The following is a 20,719-nucleotide window of genomic DNA, read 5'->3' on the forward strand; positions in this document are numbered from 1 at the left end:
CGTGATGGGTGGGGTAAGGCAGTCAGCGTGCGAAGGCCGCGATGTGGTCGGTGATGGCGTTTCGGTGGGGGCGGTCGGCGTAGGCGGAGTGGGTGCCGAAGGTGCGGTGGCCGTAGACCAGCGGTGGGGCGGGTGTGGTCCGGGCGTGGGTGACGGTGCCGAGCAGCAGCAGGTGGTCACCGCCTTCGACCACCTCGGCCACCTCGCACGCCAACCATCCGGAGGCTGAGTCGAGGCGCGGCAGGCCGTGGTCGTAGTGCCAGGTCGTGTGGGCGAAGCGGTCGGCCCCGCGGCGGGCGAAGGTCAGCGCGAGGTCGTCCTGGGTGTGGGCGAGGACATTGACGCCGAAGCGTCCGGTGCTGGTGATGCGGGACAGGACTCCGGACGCGCGATCGAGTGCCACGGTGACCATGGGGGGCCGTAGCGACAGTGAGGCGAAGGCGCTCACGGTGGTGCCGTGGGGGAGGCCCTCGGCCGTGGCGGTGACGATCGTGACCGGTGCGCAGACGCCGGCCATGAGATCGCGGAACTCCTGCTCACCAAGGACGGGGACCATCGGATCTCCATTCATTATGATGATTATGGCGATGTTGCATCCCTGTTTCCTGAGGCGTCAAGAGGATGCGAGGATTTTCGTCATAATGAATCGACAGTGCTCGATCGGAAGGCGGAGGGGCTGTGACGGCTCAAGGTGAAGGCGCTCGGCGCGAGAAGCGCGGGGAACGGGGCGCTGCCGCGGACCCGGGCGCGGATCCGCCGGCGCTGCGGCGCGCCGACTGGGGGCAGGCGGGAGGCGCCTCGCGTGCCGAAGCCGCGGCCGACATGGTCGCCGACCTCGCCGCCCAGGTGTCTCCTGGTACCCGCCTGGGTACGAAGGACGAGCTCCGCGCTCGCTGTGGCGTGTCGGTCGGCACGTTCAACGAGACGCTCCGGCTGCTCCAGACCCGGGGCGTGGTCACCGTCCAGCGCGGTCCCGGTGGCGGTCTGTTCGCCGCGGAACAGACCCCGATGGCGCGGCTCGCGCACTCCGTCCTCGCGCTCGACGCCGCTCAGGCGGACGTGGCGCAGGCGCTGCGGATCCGGGACGCGCTGGAGCCGCTGCTGTGGCAGGACGCACTGTGGCACGCCTCTCCGGCGGACATCCGGGACCTGCGTGACCACCTTGAGCGTATGGACGACGCGGCTGAAGCGGCTGACGCCGACAGGTTCGTGCGGGCCAACTGGCAGTTGCATCTGCGTGTCGCGGACATCACCCCCAATGCCCTCCTGCGCTCGCTGTACGTGGCGCTGGTGGGGCTCGTGGACCGTCACGCGATCGCCGTCCGGCCGCAGGGCGGCGTTCCGCTCGCCGAGCATGCCCGTGACCGCTCCAGGCTGCACGCCGCCCTGGTGGACGCCCTCGACAAGCGTGATGAGGAGACGCTCATGCGGCTCGTCCGCGAGCACGACACGGCTCCGGCCGTCGACGCGGAATGAGCCCGTGATGTCGACGGTCGGGCGCAACGGGCAGACATGCGTGTCTCGCATAGGAGGACTAGTGTCCTATGTAGTCGACCGGGCGGCCAGTGCTCGGCGTACGTCCTTTTTCTCCGGAGGCGTCGTGACGCAGGTCGAGCCGAGCTTGGAGGAGATCGAGGAAGCCGTCGTCGACCTGCTCCGCAAGGAGGAGATCGCCACCCTGGCGGTCCTGGACGGGCAGGGCGCGCCGTCGGTATCGACGATGCACATCGCCGCCGACCGGCTGCGTGTCTATGTGCTCACCTCCACGCACAGCCGCAAACGCTCCGAGATGGTCGAGGACGCGCGAGTGGGCTACGTCGTCAACCACGTCCTGCCCGGAACCGGCGACGGACGCTGCGAGACCCTGTCCCTGCAGGTCAAGGGGCGGGTGACTCTCGTGGAGTCGCCGGGCGAGATCGAATGGGCCGTCAGGCTGAGCCGCGAGCAGTTCCCGTGGGCGGCGGATTCCGGCATGTTCGACCACGCCGGTGGCTCGGAGGGAGGGCAGAAGGTCTTCTTCCGTGTCGATCCGGTCGAGGCGGTGTGGACGGACCATCGCGTGGGGCCGAGGTGGCGGACGGTCCTCGACTGCACCGACGACGGCAGGAGGCTCTCCGGCATGCGCCCCTACGCGGAACTCTTCCCCGCTCGGGGGTGAAACCGAGACAGGGCCGACGGCCCGGTCCACCAGGGGAGTGGGGGAACCGGGCCGCCGGCCTGAGGGAGGGCGCTGTCAGACCTTGCCCTGCAGACGCCAGATCTGGTTCTTCTTGGTGCTCAGGGCGCTCGCCGGGTCACAGGTCCACTGGTGGATCAGGGCGCCGGGCGACGTGGAGACGTTGGAGACGTCCACGCACTTGCCGCTGTGCACGGCGACCAGCTGGTAGTCCTGGCTGTTTCCGAGCGCGGTGACGGGGTTGAGGGTGAACATCTGGTTGGTGGCGCCGTTGCAGGTGTACTGGATGACGGCGGCGCCATCGGCGGTCGAGGCGCCGGAGACGTCGAGGCACTTGCCGCTGAGTTCGTTGACGACGGTGTAGGTGTTCGCGCGCCCGGAGACCGGCTTGAGGTCCAGCATCTGCTGGTAGCCGCCCTCGCAGTTGTACTGCTGGTACTGGGTGCCGTTGGCGGTGCTGAGGTTGGTGTCGTCCAGGCACAGCCCGCTGTTCTCGCTGACGGCGACCGTGGAGACGGTGGTGTTGGACGGCGGCAGCAGGGTGACGGTGTAGCCGTCCTTGGCGTTGCTGAACGGGACGCTGACCGAGGCCGCGTTGTTGCTGACGGTCAGGGTGGTGTCGGAGACCGTCGTCGGTCCGGTGACGGCCGCTCCGTTGTTGTAGGGCACGCGCTGGACGATCGCCCGGACCTGGCTGTTCTCCACCACCGAGGTGGTGTTGAGGCCGGTGAGGTTGACGGTGACGTTGCCCGTGTTGCCGCTGCTGCCGAGCAGGATCTTCGCGTTCTTCGCGGTGTTGTCCTTGGTCGCGAGCCCGTCGGTGCCTGTGCCCGGGATCAGGTTGACGATGTTGCCGCTCTGCGAGCCGTAGTAGCGGTACATGAACCACTCGCCCAGCGGGAGGTACTGGCCGGCGCTGTTCTTGGTGAGGAGGTTGGCCTCGTAGTCGTGCAGGTTGGTGCCTCCGGCCCAGTTGCCGCGCAGTCCGTCGGCGCCGGCCCGCTCCAGGCGGCCGATGAACCACGCGCCGCCGCCCGGGGACTGCATGGACAGGGTGGCGTACTCGTTGATCTGGTACGGACGGGTGTTGACCAGCCCAGCTGCGGCGAGCGTGGAGTTGGCGCGGCCGACGTCCGTGACCGGGTCACCGGGCTCGTCGTGCCAGCTGTAGATGTCGGGGGCGACGTTGTTGGCCTTGACGTAGTTCAGATACGTCGTCCACCAGGTGTTGGAGGAGTTCGGCTGGCCCGCGGTGCTGGGCCCGACGATCAGCTGGCTCGGGAAGGCGGCCCGGACCTTCGCGTAGAACCGCGACCACATCTGCAGGTACTGGCTCTGCGAGGCGCCCCAGAAGTTGCTGCCGTCGGGCTCGTTCCACAGGTCCCACTCGACGGTCATGTTGTTGGCCTTGACGTCGCCGATGAGCTGGGTGACGAAGTTGTCGAACTGCGTCCAGTCACCGTTGTCGCCGGGCCAGCCCTGGCTCGTGGTGCCGTCGGCGCCCCACAGATCGTGCGGGAGTATGACGAACGTGCCACCGAGGGCGGCGGTTCGCTTGTACTGGGCCAGAGTGGAGTTCCAGCGGGTCTGGTAGTCGGCGAGGCTGGTGGCGTAGCCGCCGCTGTTGAGCTGCGCGCCGCCGGCCCGCATGAAGTGCCACTTGATGTCCTTGAAGAAGTGGTCCTGCGGCAGCGACCCGTCCGGGGTCATTCCGTAGATCATGCCGGACGCGTGGTAGGTCGGGGCGCCTCCGGCGGTGGCGAAGTCCACGGTCACGCTCGTGTCGGCGGCGTGCGAGGCGGTGGCGGGCAGCACGCTCGCCGCGAGCGCCGTCAGGAGGACGGTGGTTCTGAACAGCAGGCGTGGTGATCGGGTGTGCATGTGCGGCTCTCCGAGGGGTTGGGTGGGTCAGTGCTGCTTCTGTGCGAGGGGGGTGATCGAGAGCCGGTCGAAGACCGGCGCGTACGGCGACCGCTGGCCGTACGGGTTGCGGGTGTCGCCGTCGAAGTCGGGCAGCTCGTCCGCGGTGAACGTGAGCCGGTTCGTGCCCTTCTTCAACGTCACCGGGACGGTCAGCTCCCGGAAGTCGTCGAAATGGAAGGTCGTCGGGAACAGCACTCGGAGGACCGGCCCGCCGTTCACCGAGAGGTCGGCGTGGCGGGCGATCGGGTCGGGGTTGTAGTGCGTGGCGGGTGCCTGTTCGCCGTTGGAGTAGCGGATGGTCACCGCGTGCCGCCCGGACCGCGTGGCGACCACGTCGACCGTCAGGGCGTTGGTCGCTCCGCCGCCGACGTCGGTGACGGCCCGGCCCCCGGAGGCGAGCGGGTAGGCCTCCGTCACCTTGGCGGCGCCGGTCAGCGTGCCGTCCTCGGCCTGGTAGACCCTGGTCGCCAGGACACCGCCGGACGGCGCGACCCGCAGCCGGTCCAGGACCAGTGCACGCGACGTCCCGGTCACGGTGATCTTGTTGATGCCGCCGGACAGGAACAGGTGGATCCGATCGGTGCCCTTTCCGGGCCCACCGACCTGGGGCACGTCGAGCGTCTCGCCGTTGAGGGCGACGGCGGCCCGGCCACCGCCCAGGTGGTCGACGGACACGGTCGTTTCCCGGTCGGTGGGGGAGTGGACCCAGAAGGTCGCGGAGTCGCCCTCGGCCAGTGGTACGGCGCCCGGGCCCGAGGCGCCCTGTTGCGTGTAGACGGGCCGGGCGCCGGCCAGCGTCGCGTACTCGGCCTCGTAGACCGCCGGTGCGCTCGCCTGTGCGTCCCGCAGCGCCAGGTCGATCTTGTCGATGATGGCGTCGCCCTTGGTGACGCCCAGGTCAGGGTCCGTGGCGGCGAGGGTGATGCGGTGCCGGCCGGCGGTCAGCTGTACCCGGGTGTCGGTGTGGCCCCACACGACCCACTTGTAACCGAGCGGCAGCAGCAGCTCCTGCGGCTGCTCGCCGTCGACGCGCAGGAACACGTTGGTCGGCCCCTGCTCCTTCACCAGGTCGTACAGGTTGTAGGAGTTGGCGAAGACGCTGAGGTCGTACGTGCCGTCCTGCGGAACGTCCACGTCGAAGCCGAGGACGCCGTCGGAGCCAGTGCGCAGTCCGCCCACGTTGTAGGTGCCGGAGGTCGCGAAGCCGCCGACGTTGGAGGGGGTGCCCTCGGGGCCGTTCTTCGAGTAACCACCGCCGGTGTAGACGGCGTTCTCCGCCTCGTACGTCCCGCGCCAGCTCACCGAAGGCGCCTCGGGGGTACCGCCGTGGCCGCCGGGGGAGAGGATGACCTGGTACGCCGACATCTCGTTCATGCCGGTCATGGGGAGGGTGACGGTGCCGTCCGCGCCGACCCTCAGCTCCTCGTCGGCCAGACGGAGCGGCTGGGCCGAGTCACCGACCTGACCGGTCCAGGGGATCTCCTGCACGGTGGCGTGCACCGTCTTCCCGAAGAGCTCAGTGCCGACGTTCTCGAAGACGATGTCCGCGTCCCCGCTCTTCCCGCCGAAGAGAGCCCGGGACTGCCGCTTGTCCTCGTCGACGGTGGCCAGGCCCTGGAGGGTGTACTGCTGGTTGGGGTGCGGGGCGGTCACCCGAACGGTGTGACCGGACAGCTGGCCGTAGGCGTTGAACAGCCACCACTGGCCGTTTCCCCTGTTGGCCTCCACGGCCGAGTCATTGAGGTTGCCGTCGATGTTCCAGTACGCCAGATCGGCGTCGATCTTGGACTCCTCGATCGCGGAGGCCCACTGCACCATCTGACCGGGGACGGAGAGGTGGTAGTTGTGCCCGTACTCGTTGACGTTGACGGGCAGCGGGCCGACCCCGACGTCCTTCTCCATCTGCCGGTACCTGGCCACGTTGGTACGGACCGCGGCGGGGCTGGAGAGCTCGTGCCAGGTCATCACGTCCGGGACCACGTCGTTGGCCTTTGCGTACGCCAGGAAGCCCTTGACCTGGTCGTAGAGGACGCTGGTGTTGGGGCCGGCGACGCGGGCGTCCGGATCGAGGTCCTTGATGAGGTGGTAGACCTCTTTCCAGGCCGCGAAGTAGTACTGCGGGTCGTCCAGCCAGGAGACCTTGTTGTAGCTCCACTCCCCGGTCCCGAACATGTTCCCCTCGGGCTCGTTGAAGGGGACGAAGACGACGTGGTCCTTGTAGTCGCCCATGGTCAGGACCTGCCGGACCTGCTTGCGGATCCTCTCCTTGAAGTCGGCGAGCCGAGCCGGACCGTCCGCGCCAGGCCACTGGTAGGGAAAGCCGCGGTAGATGTCGGTCATGTAGACGTAGACGTCCTTGCCGCCCGAGTCCACGAAGGACGGCAGGATCTCCAGGGCGTCCGCCCCGGGATGCTGGGGGCCGTCCTGCGCCTTGGTCGACACCGTCCGGACGTGCATGCCTTCGAGCGCGGTACGGCTCGGCACACCGTCGCCGTAGACGCCGTACAGCGAGCCGGAGGCGCCACCGTGGAAGGCGCCGGTGTCGTCGGCGAGGTCGACGGTGAGCCGCTCGGGTTCCGCCGCACGGGCCGTCGTACCGGCGGCGGGTACGACGAGCAGGGCGGCGAGGGCGGTCGCGGCGGTGGTGCCTGCGGCTGCCCTTGTTCTGCTGCGGATACGTCTGCGGATACGTCGCAACTGAGGTCTCCGTGGGGTGATCCGTCCCGGGAATCGAACCGGTTCGATGACTGTCGAGCTGGCCCGGCCTGGAACGGCAAGGTCCATACCGAGGGCGGTCGAGGGTTCGTGCAGCTGTGTCGAACCGGTTCGCCGGAAGCTAGCACCGCCGGAAAAGGGGCAGCAATACCCGGAACGCAGAAAGGCGCCGGTTCCCCGGAAGTCTGCGCAAGGCATTGACAGCGGCCTCTGTCGCTCCTAACTTCCCATCACGCGAACCGGTTCGACAGACGGCTCGCTATCGAACCGGTTCGACCAAGGAGTGCCGTGAACATCGGTGAGATCGCCAAGCGGGCCGGTGTCTCGCGGAGCACCGTGTCCTACGCTCTGAGCGGCAAGCGCTCGGTCTCCGAGGAGACCCGCCGCAAGATCCAGCAGGTCATCGACGAACTGGGCTACATCCCCAACGCGAGCGCCCGTGCCCTGGCCAACGGCCGGACCAGCACGATCGGTCTGGTCTTCCCGCCGGCCGGCACCCACTACACCGGCATGCAGCTGGACTTCATCGGCAGCGTGGTGGAGGCCGCGGCGGCCTACGACTACGACGTGCTGCTCTCGCCCAGCGGTGTGGACAGCGACCGCTCGTTCCAGCGACTGCTGGCGGAGCGGCGGGTCGACGGCGCGATCCTCATGGAGATCAGGCTCCAGGACGATCGCGTCGACCACCTTGTGGAAGCAGGCTTCCCCGCTGTGTGCATCGGCCGCACCGCACATCCGGAGGGCGACTGGTGGGTCGGACTCGACCACACCGCGCTCGTGGAGGCATGCGTCCACCACCTCGCCGACCTGGGACACACCCATGTCGCCTTCGTGAACCGGCCCGAGCACCTGCTGCGGTCCGGCTACGAGTCGGCGCACCGCGGCCTCGAAGGATTCAACAAGGCCGCGGCGGAACGGGGGCTGACCACGCGCACCTACACCTGCGGCGACGACGCGGCCTCCGGTCAGGGTTGCCTGGAGCGGATCCTGCAGGAAGACCCGGCCACCACTGGCCTGGTCACCCTCAACGAGGCGGCACTCGGCGGGCTCTACCGAGGCCTCGCCGTGGCGGGCCGCCATGTGCCGCGCGACTTCTCCGTCACCGGCGTCGTGGCCGGCCGGTGGGCGGAGACGGTGACCCCGCAGCTCACCGCGGCCGACGTGCCGGCCGAGCAGATGGGCCGCCTCGCCGTGGAACTGCTCGTCGAGCGGATTGATCACTCCGACGCCGGACCGCGCCACCACCTCCTGACCCCGCCCATCTCCCTGCGTGCCAGCACCGGACCCGCCCACGGGCGTACCACCCGCGACTGACACCTGGACCGTTCTTCTCTTCTTCTCTTCCGGCGGCCGCCGCGACCGGCCCGCCGCCTTTCACCGGCCCTGACCGGCCGGGCTCTCTCCACACCCGCAGCTTCGGCACGCCCTTGCCGAAAACACAAAGGAACGCACCATGAACAGACCCACCGGACGGCGGCTGACCGCCGCGGCCCTGACCGTCGTCGCCCTCGCCGCCACGAGCACCGCATGCTCGTCCGGCGGGGACTCGTCCGCGAAGGGCGACGGCGGCGGCACCTTCACCATCTGGGACCCCTACCCGCAGTTCACCGCGGATTCGGCGTGGGCGAAGCTGCTCGACGGTTGCGGCACCGAGGCCGGTGTGAAGATCAAGCGGACCGCGTTCGACACCAGCGACCTGGCGAACAAGGCGCTGCTCGCGGCGCAGCAGGACAACTCCGCGGATGTGCTGATCGTCGACAACCCGGTGGTGTCGACGCTGGCGGAGGCGGGAGTCCTGACCACGACGGCCGACAACAAACTGGACACGTCGAAGGCCGACCCCAACCTGCTCGCGGCCGGCCAGGCGGGTGGTAAGACGTACGGCACGCCGATCGGCGCCAACACCCTCGCCCTGTACTACAACAAGACGGTGCTGAAGAAGGCCGGAGTGGACATCTCGTCGGTCAAGGACTGGAAGTCGCTGACCGCGGCGCTGGCGAAGGTCAAGGCGGCGGGCAAGAAGGGCATCACCTTCTCCGCGATCGGCACCGAGGAGGGCAGCTTCCAGTTCCTGCCCTGGTTCTGGGGCGCCGGTGCGAACCTCACCGAACTCGACTCCGCCCAGGGCGTGTCGGCCCTGTCCCTGTGGAAGGACTGGCTGAAGAGCGGCTACGCGCCCAACTCGGTCCTCAACAACACCCAGACCACCAGCTGGCAGGAGTTCGCCACCGGTGACTACGCTTTCGCCGAGAACGGCACCTGGCAGCTCGCCAACGCCGAGAAGGCCGGCTTCGACTACGGGGTCCTGCCCATACCCGGCGCCACCGGCGGCACCGCCGCGGCACCGACCGGCGGCGAGTTCGTCACCATCCCGGTTCAGGGCGACACGGGCCGCTACGCCACCTCGCAAAAGCTGGTGTCCTGCCTCACCAACACCCAGAACCTGCTCGAAACCGACACGACCCTCTCCTACGTGGCCCCCACCACCGCGGTACAGGACAAGCAGGTCGCGTCCGACGCCAAGCTGAAGCCCTGGGTCGAGGCGGTCAAGGCAGCCAAGGGCCGCACCAGCGACGACCTCGGCACCAAGTACCCCAAGATCTCCGAGCAGATGTGGAAGGCGGTGCAGTCCGCTCTCAGCGGTGCCGCGTCACCCAAGGACGCGCTGAAGTCGGCGCAGGCCGCGGTCAAGTGACGTGAGCCCGATGAAGCAGACGACGCACCTGCCGGAGCGTCGGCCGGTGCCGGACGGGGGCCGCATGGCCCCCGCCGGCCCGCGGCACCTCCGCTCCGCCCCCCGGCGCCGCCCCCGTTCACCACAGTGGGCGGCCTGGGCCTTCCTCACCCCGGTCACCCTCTACCTCGGCCTCTTCTACGCCTATCCCCTGTACCGCAACCTCGATCTGAGCCTTCGCCACTACACCGTCCGCTCCTTCGTCCAGGGCGACGCGCCCTTCGCGGGCCTCGACAACTACCGCACCGTCTTCGACGACCCCACCTTCGGCCCCGCACTCACCCACACCGTGGTCTTCACCGCCGTGTGCCTGTTCTTCCAGTACGCGATCGGACTGGCCCTCGCGGTCTTCTTCAACCAGCACTTCCGGCTCTCGGCGACCCTGCGCGCGCTGTTCCTCGTACCGTGGCTGCTGCCGCTGATCGTGTCGGCGTCCACCTGGTCATGGATGCTCAACAGCGACTCCGGAGTCGTCAACGCCGTCCTGCACGCCGTCGGCATCGCACCGGTGAACTGGCTGACCTCGCCGTCGTGGTCCCTGGCGTCGGTGATCATCGCCAACGTCTGGATCGGCATCCCGTTCAACCTCGTCGTGCTGTACAGCGGTCTGCAGTCCATCCCCGCGAGCCTGCACGAAGCGGCCGCGCTGGACGGCGCCGGCGCCTGGCGGAGGTTCTGGCACGTCACCTTCCCGCTGCTGCGCCCGGTCTCCGCCGTCACCCTGCTGCTGGGCCTCGTCTACACGCTCAAGGTCTTCGACATCATCTGGATCATGACCAAGGGCGGCCCGGCCGACTCGTCCACCACCTTCGCCACCTGGTCCTACCGGCTCGGCTTCGGCAACCTGCTGCCGGCCTTCGGCCCCGGTGCGGCCGTCGGCAACCTCCTCGTCGCCGCGGCCGTCGTCTTCGGCCTGGTGTATCTGCGGGTCCAGCGGAAGCAGGCACTGTCATGACGCGCCGGACACCGTGGAAGACAGCCCTGGGAGTCGCTCTCACCGCGATCATGCTCTTCCCGGTCTACTGGATGCTGAACGTGTCCTTCACTCGTGACCAGGACATGCGCAAGAGCCCGCCCGACCTGTTCCCCGTGCACGGCACGCTGGAGGGCTACCGGGCCGTCCTCGACGACCAGCTTCCCTACCTCGGCATCAGCCTCGTGATCGGCCTGGGCACCGTGGTGCTCACCGTGGCCCTGGCCGCGCCCGCCGGCTACGCGCTCGCCAAACTGCGCCCCCGCGGCGGCGGCGTCCTCAGCTTCCTGTTCCTGGTCGCCCAGATGATCCCGGGGATCATCATGGCGATGGGCTTCTACGCCATCTACCTCAGCCTCGGCCTGCTCCAGTCCGTGCCCGGCCTGATCGTCGCAGACTCCACGCTGGCCGTGCCCTTCGCCGTACTGATCTTCACCGCGTTCATGTCCGGCATCCCCGGCGAACTCCTCCAGGCCGCCAAGACGGACGGCGCCGGCCCCGCGCGCACCTTCTGGTCCATCGTCCTGCCCATGAGCCGCAACGCGGTGGTCACGGTGTCGCTGTTCGCCTTCCTGTGGTCGTGGTCCGACTTCGTCTTCGCCAGCACCCTCGACGGCGGCGGCGCCCACGAGCCGATCACCCTCGGCATCTACCACTACATCGGCAACAACAACCAGCAGTGGAACGCCATCATGGCCACCGCCGTCGTCGCCTCCCTGCCCGCGACGGTCATCCTCGTCCTCGCCCAGCGCTACGTCGCCGCAGGTGTGACCGCCGGAGCCGTGAAGGACTGACCGCCGTCCCCGTCCACCTCCGGCGACACCCCCCTCTCGAAGAATCGAGTAGTTCTGCATGCCCGACGCCCGATCCGGCCCGGCCTTCTCCCTCGACGACATCCCGTTCAGTACGCACGGCTCCTGGTTCGGTATCTCGCCCGTGCTGGCGGAGAAGCAGCGTTCCAACGACCTTCACCTGGTGTCCCACCAGAACGGCATGCACGCCGTCCTGCGGTTCACCCCCGTACATCCCACGTCCCTCCAGGGGTACGGGGCCCGCGCGACGGCGATCCCGAGTCTGCTCACTTGGACGACACTCGAGGGACGACAGATCGATCTCGCCTACGAGTCACGCCACACCGTACGTGTGCGGGGGGCCGGCGCAGGTCTGCGCATCACCGCGGCGTCGGAGACACTGACACCGTTCTCGGGCACATATTTCCTCCACGACCCCGTGGACGGAGGGTATGTCTTCACCTCGTACGAGACGGGCCGCCGCTATCGGGTCACCGTGCTGTCCGGGACCGTAAGTGAGGTACGCGGGAGCCAGGCCCTGGGCCGCGCCGAACGCGGTCTCACCGTCACCGCGGAGGCGGGCGGCACGTGGGAGGCAGCGGTCGAAGAACTCGACACCGCGCGTGCTCCCTACACCACACGAGCGACGTTCGCCGAGGTCGTGGCCGCGGCCGCGCAGAGTTTCACGGACTTCGCCGACGCGGTGGCACCTTGGCGCTCCGCCGAGACCCCGGCCGCCGAACTCGCCGCGTACGTCCTGTGGTCGGCGACGGTGGAGCCGGCCGGCCTGGTCACCCGGCACGCGACACTCATGTCCAAGCACTGGATGGACAAGGTCTGGAGCTGGGACCACTGCTTCAACGCCCTCGCCCTGGCACCGGGAGCACCGGCCCTCGCCTGGGACCAGTACCTGCTGCCGTTCGACCATCAGGACGCGAGCGGTGCTCTGCCCGACTCGGTGACCCACTCGGAGGTCCTCTACAACTTCGTCAAGCCACCTATCCACGGCTGGAGCCTGAGCCATTTGCGACGCCGGCTTCGTCGGCCTCCCGGCCGCACCGAACTCGCCGACGTCTACGAGAAGTTGGAGCGCTGGACAACGTTCTGGCTCTCCGCACGCCGGGCCCCTCGCGCCACACTGCCCCATTACCAGCACGGCAACGACAGCGGCTGGGACAACGCGACCACCTTCGATCCGGAACGCGTGGTCGTCACCGCCGATCTCGCGGCATTCCTCGCCCTTCAGTTGCGCGAACTTGCTGCCTTGGCGGCAGAACTAGGCCGTGATGACGACGCCGAGGAGTGGACCGGTTCCGCGGAGGTGATACAGACGGCCATGCTTGACGAACTCTGGACAGGAGAGCGGTTCGTCGCGCGGGGCGCGGACAGCGGTGACACTTGGGTGAGTTCCAGCCTGCTCGACCTGATGCCGATCGCTCTGGGGGAGTACCTACCGGATAACGTTGCCAAGAGCCTGGCCGCGCGGATCGAGACCCACCTGACCCCGTACGGACTGGCCACCGAACTGCCCACCTCGCCGCACTACCGCGCAGACGGCTACTGGCGCGGACCGATCTGGGCCCCTGCCACCGTTTTGATCGAGGACGGCCTGCGCCGCAGCGGTCACCAAAGGCTCGCCGATGAGATAAGCGCCCGCTTTCGGGCCCTGTGCGAGGCCCACGGTTTCGCGGAGAACTTCGATGCCCTGACCGGCACAGGCCTGAGAGACCGTGCGTACACCTGGACCGCCGCGGCCTACCTTCTGCTCGCGGAGAGCCACACGCATCGGGAGGCCTCGACCGACTGACTGACTGGCCTAGATCCTGGCCGATGGCCCGTTGACGGAGGATCTCGCAGGTGGCGACCAACAGCCAGTCAGCGGGCTCTGGCAGCTATCACGGGGAGTTGTCACGGCGGGCGAGGGGCGCGTTTGAATATCGGGTTCGTGCCGGAGTGCGCTGGGTTGCCCGTGGCGGTTCATGACGCTCCACCAGGTCTCTGGGGATCAGGCCGGACGGGCTCGCCCTGGCCGACGTCCCGGACATGGAGGGACGTGAACTCACTTGACAGGAAGTGCTGTTCGGCGGCGCCGCGGTACTCTCGATCCAGGTCAAGATCGCGATCCGCAGTTCCTCGCGGGTGGTCCAGCTCCGACGGTCGAGGACGTTCTTCTGCAGCAGGCTGAAGAAGGACTCCATGGCCGCGTTGTCGCCGGCTGCCCCTACCCTGCCTATCGATCCGACCATCCGGTGGCGATCGAGAGCCCGGACGAACTTCCGGGACCGGAACTGCGATCCGCGATCGCTGTGCAGCGATGCACCCGTCGACGTGTTCACGCCGGGCCACGGCGTTGTCCAGGGCAGTCACGGCCAGGCGGGACTTCATCTGCGCATCGATGGAGTAGCCCACGATCCTGTTGCTGAAGACGTCCTTGACCGCGCAGACGTACAACTTGCCTTCGGCGGTGGCGTGTTCGGTGATGTCAGCGAGCCACAGCCGGTTCGGGCCGGTGGCGGTGAAGTTGCGGCTCACGAGATCGTCGTGCACCGGCGGGCCGACCTTCTTGCCCCGGCCACGCTTCTTGTCGAAGACGCTCCACCAGCTGTTGTCCCGGCAGATCCGCCACGCGGTGCGCTCGGCCATCACTGCCCCGGCACCACGCGCTTCATCGGCCAGGAACCGGTAGCCGAATTCCGGGTCGTCGCGGTGGGCGTCGAACAGTGCGTTCGCGCGATATGCATCCTCCAGGACAGTGTCGGCCACCGGCTTGCCCAGCCAGCGGTAGTAGGGCTGTCTGGCGAGCTTGAGCACCCGGCACGTCACCGTGACGGGCACCTCGCCGGCGGCCAGCTCCTTCACGAGCGGGTAGATCCTTTTCCCGGCAGATGCGCCTGCGAGAGATAGGCCGCAGCCCGGCGCAGGACCTCATTCTCCTGCTCCAGCAGCTTGATTCAGGCCGCTGACATGACCGGACGGGCATGCCAGCACTCTGTCGAGCCGATCCAGCCAGCCGTCCACCTCGTCGTCCGAGGCGGAGTCCGCCTGCATGATCCGCTGCACGAGCGCGACCGGCTCCGCGCTTCTCATCTCCACAGCACTCATCGAGTCCCTCCACCGGGTCACCCTGGTGGGACGCGTGATCGCCCGGACAACTCCTGGCTGGATCGCGATCCTCGGCGGTGCGGAACGGCGTGCGCGACCCGCGGCGGCCGAGCGGCGCGGACCTGACGGGCATACCACCCATCCCCAGGCTCGATGACTGGGGACCTTGTACGTCGTTTCGGGCACTTCTTACGCTGCCGTGCAATTTAGTCGGGCCGTTTCCCTCCGTGACCCGGCACTGACTTGCACAGGCTCGAAGGAGAGTCCCCACGATGACTGCAAGACCAGCGACCGCGGCCACCGCCACGACGCGCCGCAACCGCACCGTCCGGATCTCGGGCGCTCTCTGTGCCGCGGCCCTGCTCACCGTCACCGCTGTGGGCTGCAGCAAGAAGAGCTCGGACAGCACGAGTGCCGGCGCCGATTCGTCGTCCTCGTCCTGCGGCACCGTCCCGGTGGCGAAGTTCAACGACACGGCCGGCCTGATCAAGGCCCTGGGCTCGGACTACACCGCGGCGTACAGCGGCTACTCCGGCACCGTGCAAAAGAGCGCCTGGGCGAACTGGCAGGGCAAGAAGTCCGGCACGATCACGGTCGGCATCTCCGAGTCCCAGCTCACGAACCCCTACCAGACACTGATCAACAACGCGCTGCAGAAGTACCTCAAGGCGCAGGGCTACAAGGTCATCGACCTGGTGTCCACCAACGAGGTCACCAACCAGATCTCGCAGTTCAACCAGTTGATCACCGACAAGGTCGACCTGATCATCTACCAGCCGCTGGCCGCGGGCTTCGAGTCGGTCGTCGACAAGGCCGCCAAGGCCGGCATCCCGTCCATCTCGGTACTCAACAACGTGGCCGACGCCAACACCGTCAACGTCGTGCCGAACGCCTTCGCGGCGGGCGAGGCGCAGGCCGCCGCCCTCGCGAAGTCGATGGGCGGAAAGGGCACGATCCTCGGCGTGCACGGGATCAAGGGCGTGCCGATCGACACGGACACCTTCAACGGTGCCAAGGCCGCACTGGCGAAGTGCTCCGGCATCACGCTGGACGACTCGATCTACACCGACTTCTCACCCACCACCGCGCAGACCAAGGTCCAGCAGTACCTGGCGGCGAACCCGACCAAGACCATCGGCGGCGTCCTGGAGGGCGGCCCGATGACCACGGGCATCATCTCGGCCTTCCAGAAGTCCAACGTCACCGTGGCGCCGGTCGCCGACAACGGTCTGACCAAGGGCGGGGTGGCGTACTGGGCCGCCAACCAGAGCAGCTACAAGGGCGTCGGCCTGTTCAACCCGGCCGACGGACTGGCCAAGGCCGTCGTCCAGGTGGCCAAGCACATGCTCGACGGTGACGGGGTCAAGGCCTCGGACATCGTCATCAACCCGCCGCTCGTGACGAGCGACAACCTGTCGAAGTTCTCGAAGTCGAGTTTCAAGACCGGCGACGCCTCCACCATCACGGTGGGCGACGTCGGCCAGACATTCGCGGAGACGAGCTACATCGACGGCTTCTTCGGCTCGTAGGGAGCAAGTACGTTGAGCGAGCAGAGCCAGGTGGCCCTCGAAGTCACCGGTCTCGCCAAGTCGTTCGGGGCGACCAGGGCCTTGCGGTCCTGTTCGCTCCGGCTTCTGGCCGGCGAGGTCCATGCCCTGATGGGCGAGAACGGGTCCGGGAAGAGCACCCTGGTCAAGATACTCACCGGGGTACACGTCCCGGACTCCGGCGGCTACCGGGTCGGCGGCCGTACGGTCCGCCTCGGTGGCCCCGCGGCGGCGATCGCGGCCGGTGTGATGGCCGTCTACCAGGAGGTTCTGGTGGTCGGCCCCCGCTCGGTGCTGGAGAACATCTGGCTCGGCGCCGACGGGGTCTTCCGGCGGAAGATCTCCGAGGCCGACAAGCGGGCCAAAGCCGCAGCCGTACTGGGCGAACTGCTCGGCGAGGCACCCGACCTGGACACTCCGGTCGAACAGCTCTCGCTGAGCGACCGGCAGGCCTGCGGCATCGCCCGCGCGCTGGTCCGCGAGCCGAGGGTGCTGATCCTGGACGAGGCCACCAGCGCGCTCGACGTGGCCACCCGGGACCGGCTCTTCGAGGCCGTCGCCCGGCGCAAGGCGGCCGGCATGGCCGTGCTGTTCGTCTCCCACCGCATGGACGAGGTCGACGCGATCTCCGACCGGGTGTCCGTCCTGCGCTCGGGCGAGTCGGTGGCCACCCTGGAGGCCGAGGACGCCACCACGGCCGAGCTGGTGCGCCTGATGACAGGCGCCGAACACCTCACCGAGATCCCCGAGGGCGGCGCGCTGGCGCACCGCAGCGGCCCCGCCGCCGACGCGCCGGTACTGCTGCGGGTGCGCGGGCTGCGGCTCCGGCCGGACGCCGACCCGGTCGACTTCGAGCTCCGGGCCGGGGAGATGGTCGGTCTGGCCGGCCTTGAGGGCCACGGCCAGGACGCCTTCATCAAGGCGCTGTGGCACGGCCCCGCGGGTGCGGGGTCCGTCGCACGCGTGGAGGTGGGCGGCGAGACCGAGATCCGCTCGGAGCAGCGGGCGGCGGCGGCCGGCATCGGGTACGTACCGCGCGACCGGCGCGGCGAGGCCCTGTTCGGGACGCTCTCCATCCGGGAGAACTTCTCGGCCGCGACCCAGGACCGCGACACCCGCTTCGGGCTGCTGTCGCGGGCATCCGCGCTGGGCCGCTTCGCGGAGTACCGGTCCGGCCTCAAGGTCCGGATGGGCCGCGAGTCCGACCCCATCACGACCCTGTCCGGCGGCAACCAGCAGAAGGTCGTCATCGCCCGCTGGCTCGCCCGCCGCCCGGACGTACTCCTGCTCAACGACCCCACCCGGGGTGTGGACATCGGCGCCAAGCGCGACATCTACGCCCTCCTCGACGAGCTGACCGCACGCGGTGTCGCGGTCGTCATGCTCTCGACGGAGGTCGACGAGCACATCGAGCTCATGGACCGCGTCCTCGTCTTCCGCGAGGGCTCGCACTCCGCGACCCTCGACCGCCGGTCCCTGACCCGTCAGTCCCTGGTCGCCGCGTTCTTCGGCCGCACGGTCACCTCCTCGGTCGCCGGCTCCGCCTCCCCGGATGGTGACTCATGAATTCCCTCGATTTCCTGAGGGGCCTGCTCGGCAAGCGCCCGTACGCGTTCGCGGGGCTGCTCGCGCTGGTCCTGCTGGCGGTCAACACCGCCCTCCAGCCGGCGTTCCTGGCCTTCGGCAACTGGGCGGCGGTACTCGCGTCCTTCGCGCCGCTGGCCGTCGCGGCGATGGCCAGCACCCCGGCGATCCTCTCGGGCGGTGGCGGCATCGACATCTCGATCGGCCCCTTGCTGACCCTGATCGACATCGTCATCGTGGCGAACCTGTTGCCCAACGGGCTTACTTCACCCTTCGTGGTGATCCCGGTCTGCCTGGCGATCGGCGCGGCGATCGGCGCGGTCAACGGCGTCCTCGTGGCCGTACTGCGCTTCCAGCCGGTCGTGGCCACGCTCTGCGCCAACATCGTCATCGGCGGCCTGGCCACCCAGGTCCAGGGCGACACCGTGCCCTCCGGCAGCACCTCGTGGACCAAGGACCTGGCCGGTTCCTTCGGGCCGGTTCCCGGCGCACTGCTGACCATCGGCGCCCCGCTGCTGATCTGGTGGGGCCTGTCCCGTACGCCGTTCGTCAAGGCGCTGTACGCGGTCGGCGGCGACGACGTCACCGCCTTCTCCGCCGGCGTGAACGTGCCGAAGGTCCGGATCGCCGCCTACTCCCTCGGCGGGCTCTACGCGGGCATCGCCGGAATCGCCCTGATGTCCCTCATCAGTGAGGGCGCGGCCAGCATGTCCGCGCAGTACACGCTGCTCGCCATCGCCGCGGTGGCCCTGGGCGGCACCTCGCTGGCCGGTGGCCGGGGCTCCCTGTTCGGCTCGCTGCTCGGCGCGGCGAGCATCTACCTGATCAACAACCTGCTCAACGTGGTGAGGGTGTCCACTCTGTGGTCCACCGCGATCTACGGCGCGATGCTGCTCTTCGCCGTGGTCGTCGGCGCCGTGTTGACCAACGCCCGCAGGAGGGCCGTCGCATGACCACAGACACCGCGGTCGCGGACCCGGCGACGGGAACGGGCGGGGTTCCCCTGCTCCACACGCTCAACGAGTGGCAGCGCCGGGTACCGCTGCTCCAACTGCTCGCCCTGGCCGCGCTGTACGTGTACGGCCTGAGCACCATCGAGGGCTTCGGCTCGCAGCGGGTGCTCTACGCGATCCTCGTCAACGCCTCGCTGCTGGGCCTCGCGGGCGCCGGGCAGACCATCGTCGTCCTGGTGGGCGGGATCGACTTCTCCATCGCGGCGTTCATCTCGGCCGGCAATGTCATCATCGCCGAACTGTGCGGCACCGACCACTGGTCCACCGGGGCCGCGGTGGCGGTCGCGCTGGCCGTCGGCGTGGTGGGCGGACTCGTCAACGGAGTGCTGTCGTACCGCTTCAAGGTCGAGCCGCTCATCGTGACGCTGGGCGTCAGCGCGCTGCTGTCCGGTCTGGTGCTGAAGTGGATCAACGGCTCCGCGACCGGCGTCGCCCCGGCGTGGCTGGGCAGGCTGACGGCCGCCAACGGCACCACCTTCGGCATCGGCATCCCACCGGTGGTCGTCATCTGGGCGGTGGTGGCGATCGTCATCGGCCTGGTGCTCACCCGCACCCGCGCCGGACGGAACCTCTATCTGACCGGCGTCAACCAGTCGGCAGCCCGGCTCGCCCTGGTGCGGGTCAACCGCACCTGGATCTACGCGTACGTCGCCAGCGCGGTGCTCGCCACCTGCGTGGGCATCCTGCTGGCCGGCTACTCGGGCTCGGGCAACGTCACGATCGGCGACCCCTATCTCTTCCAGTCCCTGGCGGCGGTCATCGTCGGCGGCACCATGTTCGGCGGGCGCGGCGACTACTGGCGTACGGTGCTCGGCGCGCTGGTGCTGTCGGTGGTCGCCCTGCTGCTCAGCGCCAACCAACTGTCGTCGGCCGCACAGGACATGATCACCGGTGGGCTGATCCTGGTCGTCGTCGGGCTATACGGCCGGGAAAAGCGGCTACGCGACCGCATCTGAAACACTCAGGGCCCGCGCGCGAGCCGGCCGGCGGTGCGGTACCGCCGGCCGGCTCCGCCGCGTATACGACAACGACGCGGGCGGTCGCGTTGCCTGCGACGTGTCAGGACACTCTCCCAGCGGTGGGGTACTCGCTGCACCAGCGACGGCGAGGCATAGGGACCGGATCATTCCGGTTCCCGCCGCTCTCCCGGACGGCGCTAGGAGACCACTCTCAGATCCGATCGCGGATGGGCGGCCGGGGCGGCGTCCCCGGCGCCGGTCTCCTGCGTGAGCGACCCGTCCAGCGATGCGCCCACCTTGCGCAAGGTCTCCCGCAGCCAGCGGTGAGCCGGGTCCGTGTGCCGGTTGTGGTGCCAGTACATGGCTTCCACCAGCGGTACGACCGGGAACGGCGTGGGGACAGCGAGACAGCGTGTGAGACGCTCGTAGCGCGTGGCGAGCCGTTCCGGAACCAGTGTGACGAGATCGGTGCCGCTCACGAGGAACGGCAGCACGCTGAACCCCGGCGTGCTGACCTGCACCTTCGGCCTGATACCGAGAGTCTCCAGCTGACGGTCGGCGGGGGTGTAGCTGTTGCCGATGACGCAAGCCGCGTGCGGCATCTCCGCCAGGTCGCGCAGGGAAAGCGTCCCATTGACCAGGCGCGGGTTTTCCGGGTCGACCAGGCACACGAACCGGTCGTGCATCACGGCCTCACTGACGCCCGGCAGCTGGTAGCCGAGCGGCACGATCATCAGGTCGTGGCAGCGCAGGTGGCTTTCGTTCTCCGGCTGCCCCTCCACGATGGGGTGGAAGTCGATGCGAACGCCTGGCGCCTCCTGGGCGATGATCCGCAGCAGCGGTTCCAAGAGCACCGTCATCACGTAGTCGGACATCACGACGGAGAACCGCTGCCGGCTACTCTCCGGATCGAACTGCCGAGTCAGCGACAAGGCCTCCTCCGCCTTGTGCAGAGATGCCTGTACAACCGGCAGAAGCCGCTCCGCGAGCGGCGTCAGCTCGTACTCGCGGCCCACCCGCACCAGCAACTCGTCGTTGAAGTGCCGGCGCAGCCGGGCCAGTGAGCCACTCATCGCCGACTGGCTCGTGCTGAGCCGGAAACCGGCATGCGTGACGTTCTTCTCCTCCAGGAGCGCTTCCAGCGGCACCAGAAGATTCAGATCGATCGCTCCGAGACTCACCGACATCCCCTTCCGGCCACG

Annotated in this window: 16 protein-coding genes and 1 pseudogene; 11 read left to right on the forward strand and 6 right to left on the reverse strand. The window is 68.7% G+C overall.

The window, feature by feature from the left end; all coding sequences use genetic code 11:
* Window positions 1–22: 22 nt before the first annotated feature.
* On the reverse strand, window positions 23–556 hold the full coding sequence (locus tag ACFWPQ_RS34285; RefSeq protein WP_384043476.1) for a flavin reductase family protein: 534 nt from the start codon (window positions 554–556) through the stop codon (window positions 23–25).
* Between the two features lie 122 nt (window positions 557–678).
* Between ACFWPQ_RS34285 and ACFWPQ_RS34290 the strand changes: the two genes are divergently transcribed.
* Together ACFWPQ_RS34290 and ACFWPQ_RS34295 are read left to right on the forward strand one after the other, a co-directional pair.
* Window positions 679–1,476 carry a FadR/GntR family transcriptional regulator gene (locus tag ACFWPQ_RS34290; protein ID WP_384043478.1) on the forward strand — a complete coding sequence of 266 codons (798 nt, stop codon included), beginning with the start codon at window positions 679–681 and terminating at the stop codon, window positions 1,474–1,476.
* 124 nt (window positions 1,477–1,600) lie between these two features.
* Window positions 1,601–2,158, forward strand: coding sequence for a pyridoxamine 5'-phosphate oxidase family protein (locus ACFWPQ_RS34295; RefSeq protein ID WP_384043481.1), 558 nt, complete (start codon window positions 1,601–1,603; stop codon window positions 2,156–2,158).
* A 75-nt stretch (window positions 2,159–2,233) separates the two neighbouring features.
* On the opposite strand, the gene ACFWPQ_RS34300 is transcribed toward ACFWPQ_RS34295, so the two are convergent.
* The gene (locus ACFWPQ_RS34300; RefSeq protein ID WP_384043484.1) at window positions 2,234–4,057 is read right to left on the reverse strand and encodes an RICIN domain-containing protein; all 1,824 of its coding nucleotides are present in this window, start codon (window positions 4,055–4,057) and stop codon (window positions 2,234–2,236) included.
* A 27-nt stretch (window positions 4,058–4,084) separates the two neighbouring features.
* The gene (locus ACFWPQ_RS34305) at window positions 4,085–6,718 is read right to left on the reverse strand and encodes a cellulosome protein (RefSeq protein WP_384043542.1); all 2,634 of its coding nucleotides are present in this window, start codon (window positions 6,716–6,718) and stop codon (window positions 4,085–4,087) included.
* A gap of 384 nt (window positions 6,719–7,102) precedes the next feature.
* Here ACFWPQ_RS34305 and ACFWPQ_RS34310 point away from each other — a divergent pair, with 384 nt between their 5' ends.
* The 5 genes from ACFWPQ_RS34310 (at window position 7,103) to ACFWPQ_RS34330 (ending at window position 13,119) form a co-directional block, all read left to right on the forward strand.
* Complete coding sequence (locus ACFWPQ_RS34310) at window positions 7,103–8,128, forward strand: LacI family DNA-binding transcriptional regulator (RefSeq protein WP_384043487.1); 1,026 nt, start codon at window positions 7,103–7,105, stop codon at window positions 8,126–8,128.
* Window positions 8,129–8,267: 139 nt separating this feature from the next.
* Window positions 8,268–9,509, forward strand: a complete 1,242-nt coding sequence (locus ACFWPQ_RS34315) for an extracellular solute-binding protein (protein ID WP_384043490.1) — start codon at window positions 8,268–8,270, stop codon at window positions 9,507–9,509.
* Window positions 9,510–9,519: 10 nt separating this feature from the next.
* Window positions 9,520–10,503, forward strand: coding sequence for a carbohydrate ABC transporter permease (locus ACFWPQ_RS34320; RefSeq protein ID WP_384043493.1), 984 nt, complete (start codon window positions 9,520–9,522; stop codon window positions 10,501–10,503).
* A complete protein-coding gene (locus ACFWPQ_RS34325; RefSeq protein WP_384043496.1) occupies window positions 10,500–11,315 on the forward strand; it encodes a carbohydrate ABC transporter permease in 816 nt (271 codons plus the stop codon). Before ACFWPQ_RS34320 ends, ACFWPQ_RS34325 begins: the two co-directional genes overlap by 4 nt.
* A gap of 58 nt (window positions 11,316–11,373) precedes the next feature.
* The gene (locus tag ACFWPQ_RS34330) at window positions 11,374–13,119 is read left to right on the forward strand and encodes an amylo-alpha-1,6-glucosidase (RefSeq protein WP_384043499.1); all 1,746 of its coding nucleotides are present in this window, start codon (window positions 11,374–11,376) and stop codon (window positions 13,117–13,119) included.
* A gap of 286 nt (window positions 13,120–13,405) precedes the next feature.
* On the opposite strand, the pseudogene ACFWPQ_RS34335 reads toward ACFWPQ_RS34330, so the two are convergent.
* Window positions 13,406–14,260, reverse strand: a pseudogene (locus tag ACFWPQ_RS34335) (IS3 family transposase); the annotation flags it as partial.
* The gene (locus ACFWPQ_RS34340; protein ID WP_384043502.1) at window positions 14,238–14,414 is read right to left on the reverse strand and encodes a hypothetical protein; all 177 of its coding nucleotides are present in this window, start codon (window positions 14,412–14,414) and stop codon (window positions 14,238–14,240) included. The pseudogene ACFWPQ_RS34335 and the gene ACFWPQ_RS34340, both read right to left, overlap by 23 nt.
* A 272-nt stretch (window positions 14,415–14,686) precedes the next feature.
* On the opposite strand from ACFWPQ_RS34340, the gene ACFWPQ_RS34345 reads away from it, so the two are divergent.
* The 4 genes from ACFWPQ_RS34345 to ACFWPQ_RS34360 are packed head-to-tail and all read left to right on the forward strand — an operon-like array spanning window position 14,687 to window position 19,514.
* Window positions 14,687–15,943, forward strand: a complete 1,257-nt coding sequence (locus tag ACFWPQ_RS34345) for a substrate-binding domain-containing protein (protein ID WP_384043505.1) — start codon at window positions 14,687–14,689, stop codon at window positions 15,941–15,943.
* A 12-nt stretch (window positions 15,944–15,955) separates the two neighbouring features.
* Window positions 15,956–17,527: a sugar ABC transporter ATP-binding protein gene (locus ACFWPQ_RS34350; protein ID WP_384043508.1), complete on the forward strand. Its 1,572-nt coding sequence runs from the start codon at window positions 15,956–15,958 to the stop codon at window positions 17,525–17,527.
* The gene (locus ACFWPQ_RS34355) at window positions 17,524–18,498 is read left to right on the forward strand and encodes an ABC transporter permease (RefSeq protein WP_384043510.1); all 975 of its coding nucleotides are present in this window, start codon (window positions 17,524–17,526) and stop codon (window positions 18,496–18,498) included. The genes ACFWPQ_RS34350 and ACFWPQ_RS34355 overlap by 4 nt, the downstream gene beginning before the upstream one ends.
* Window positions 18,495–19,514, forward strand: a complete 1,020-nt coding sequence (locus ACFWPQ_RS34360; RefSeq protein ID WP_384043513.1) for an ABC transporter permease — start codon at window positions 18,495–18,497, stop codon at window positions 19,512–19,514. Before ACFWPQ_RS34355 ends, ACFWPQ_RS34360 begins: the two co-directional genes overlap by 4 nt.
* Window positions 19,515–19,714: 200 nt before the next feature.
* On the opposite strand, the gene ACFWPQ_RS34365 is transcribed toward ACFWPQ_RS34360, so the two are convergent.
* A complete protein-coding gene (locus tag ACFWPQ_RS34365) occupies window positions 19,715–20,698 on the reverse strand; it encodes a LysR family transcriptional regulator (protein ID WP_384043516.1) in 984 nt (327 codons plus the stop codon).
* Between the last annotated feature and the right edge of the window lie 21 nt (window positions 20,699–20,719).

The sequence above is a fragment of the Streptomyces sp. NPDC058464 genome, from assembly GCF_042721035.1.
Taxonomy (GTDB): Bacteria; Actinomycetota; Actinomycetes; order Streptomycetales; family Streptomycetaceae; genus Streptomyces.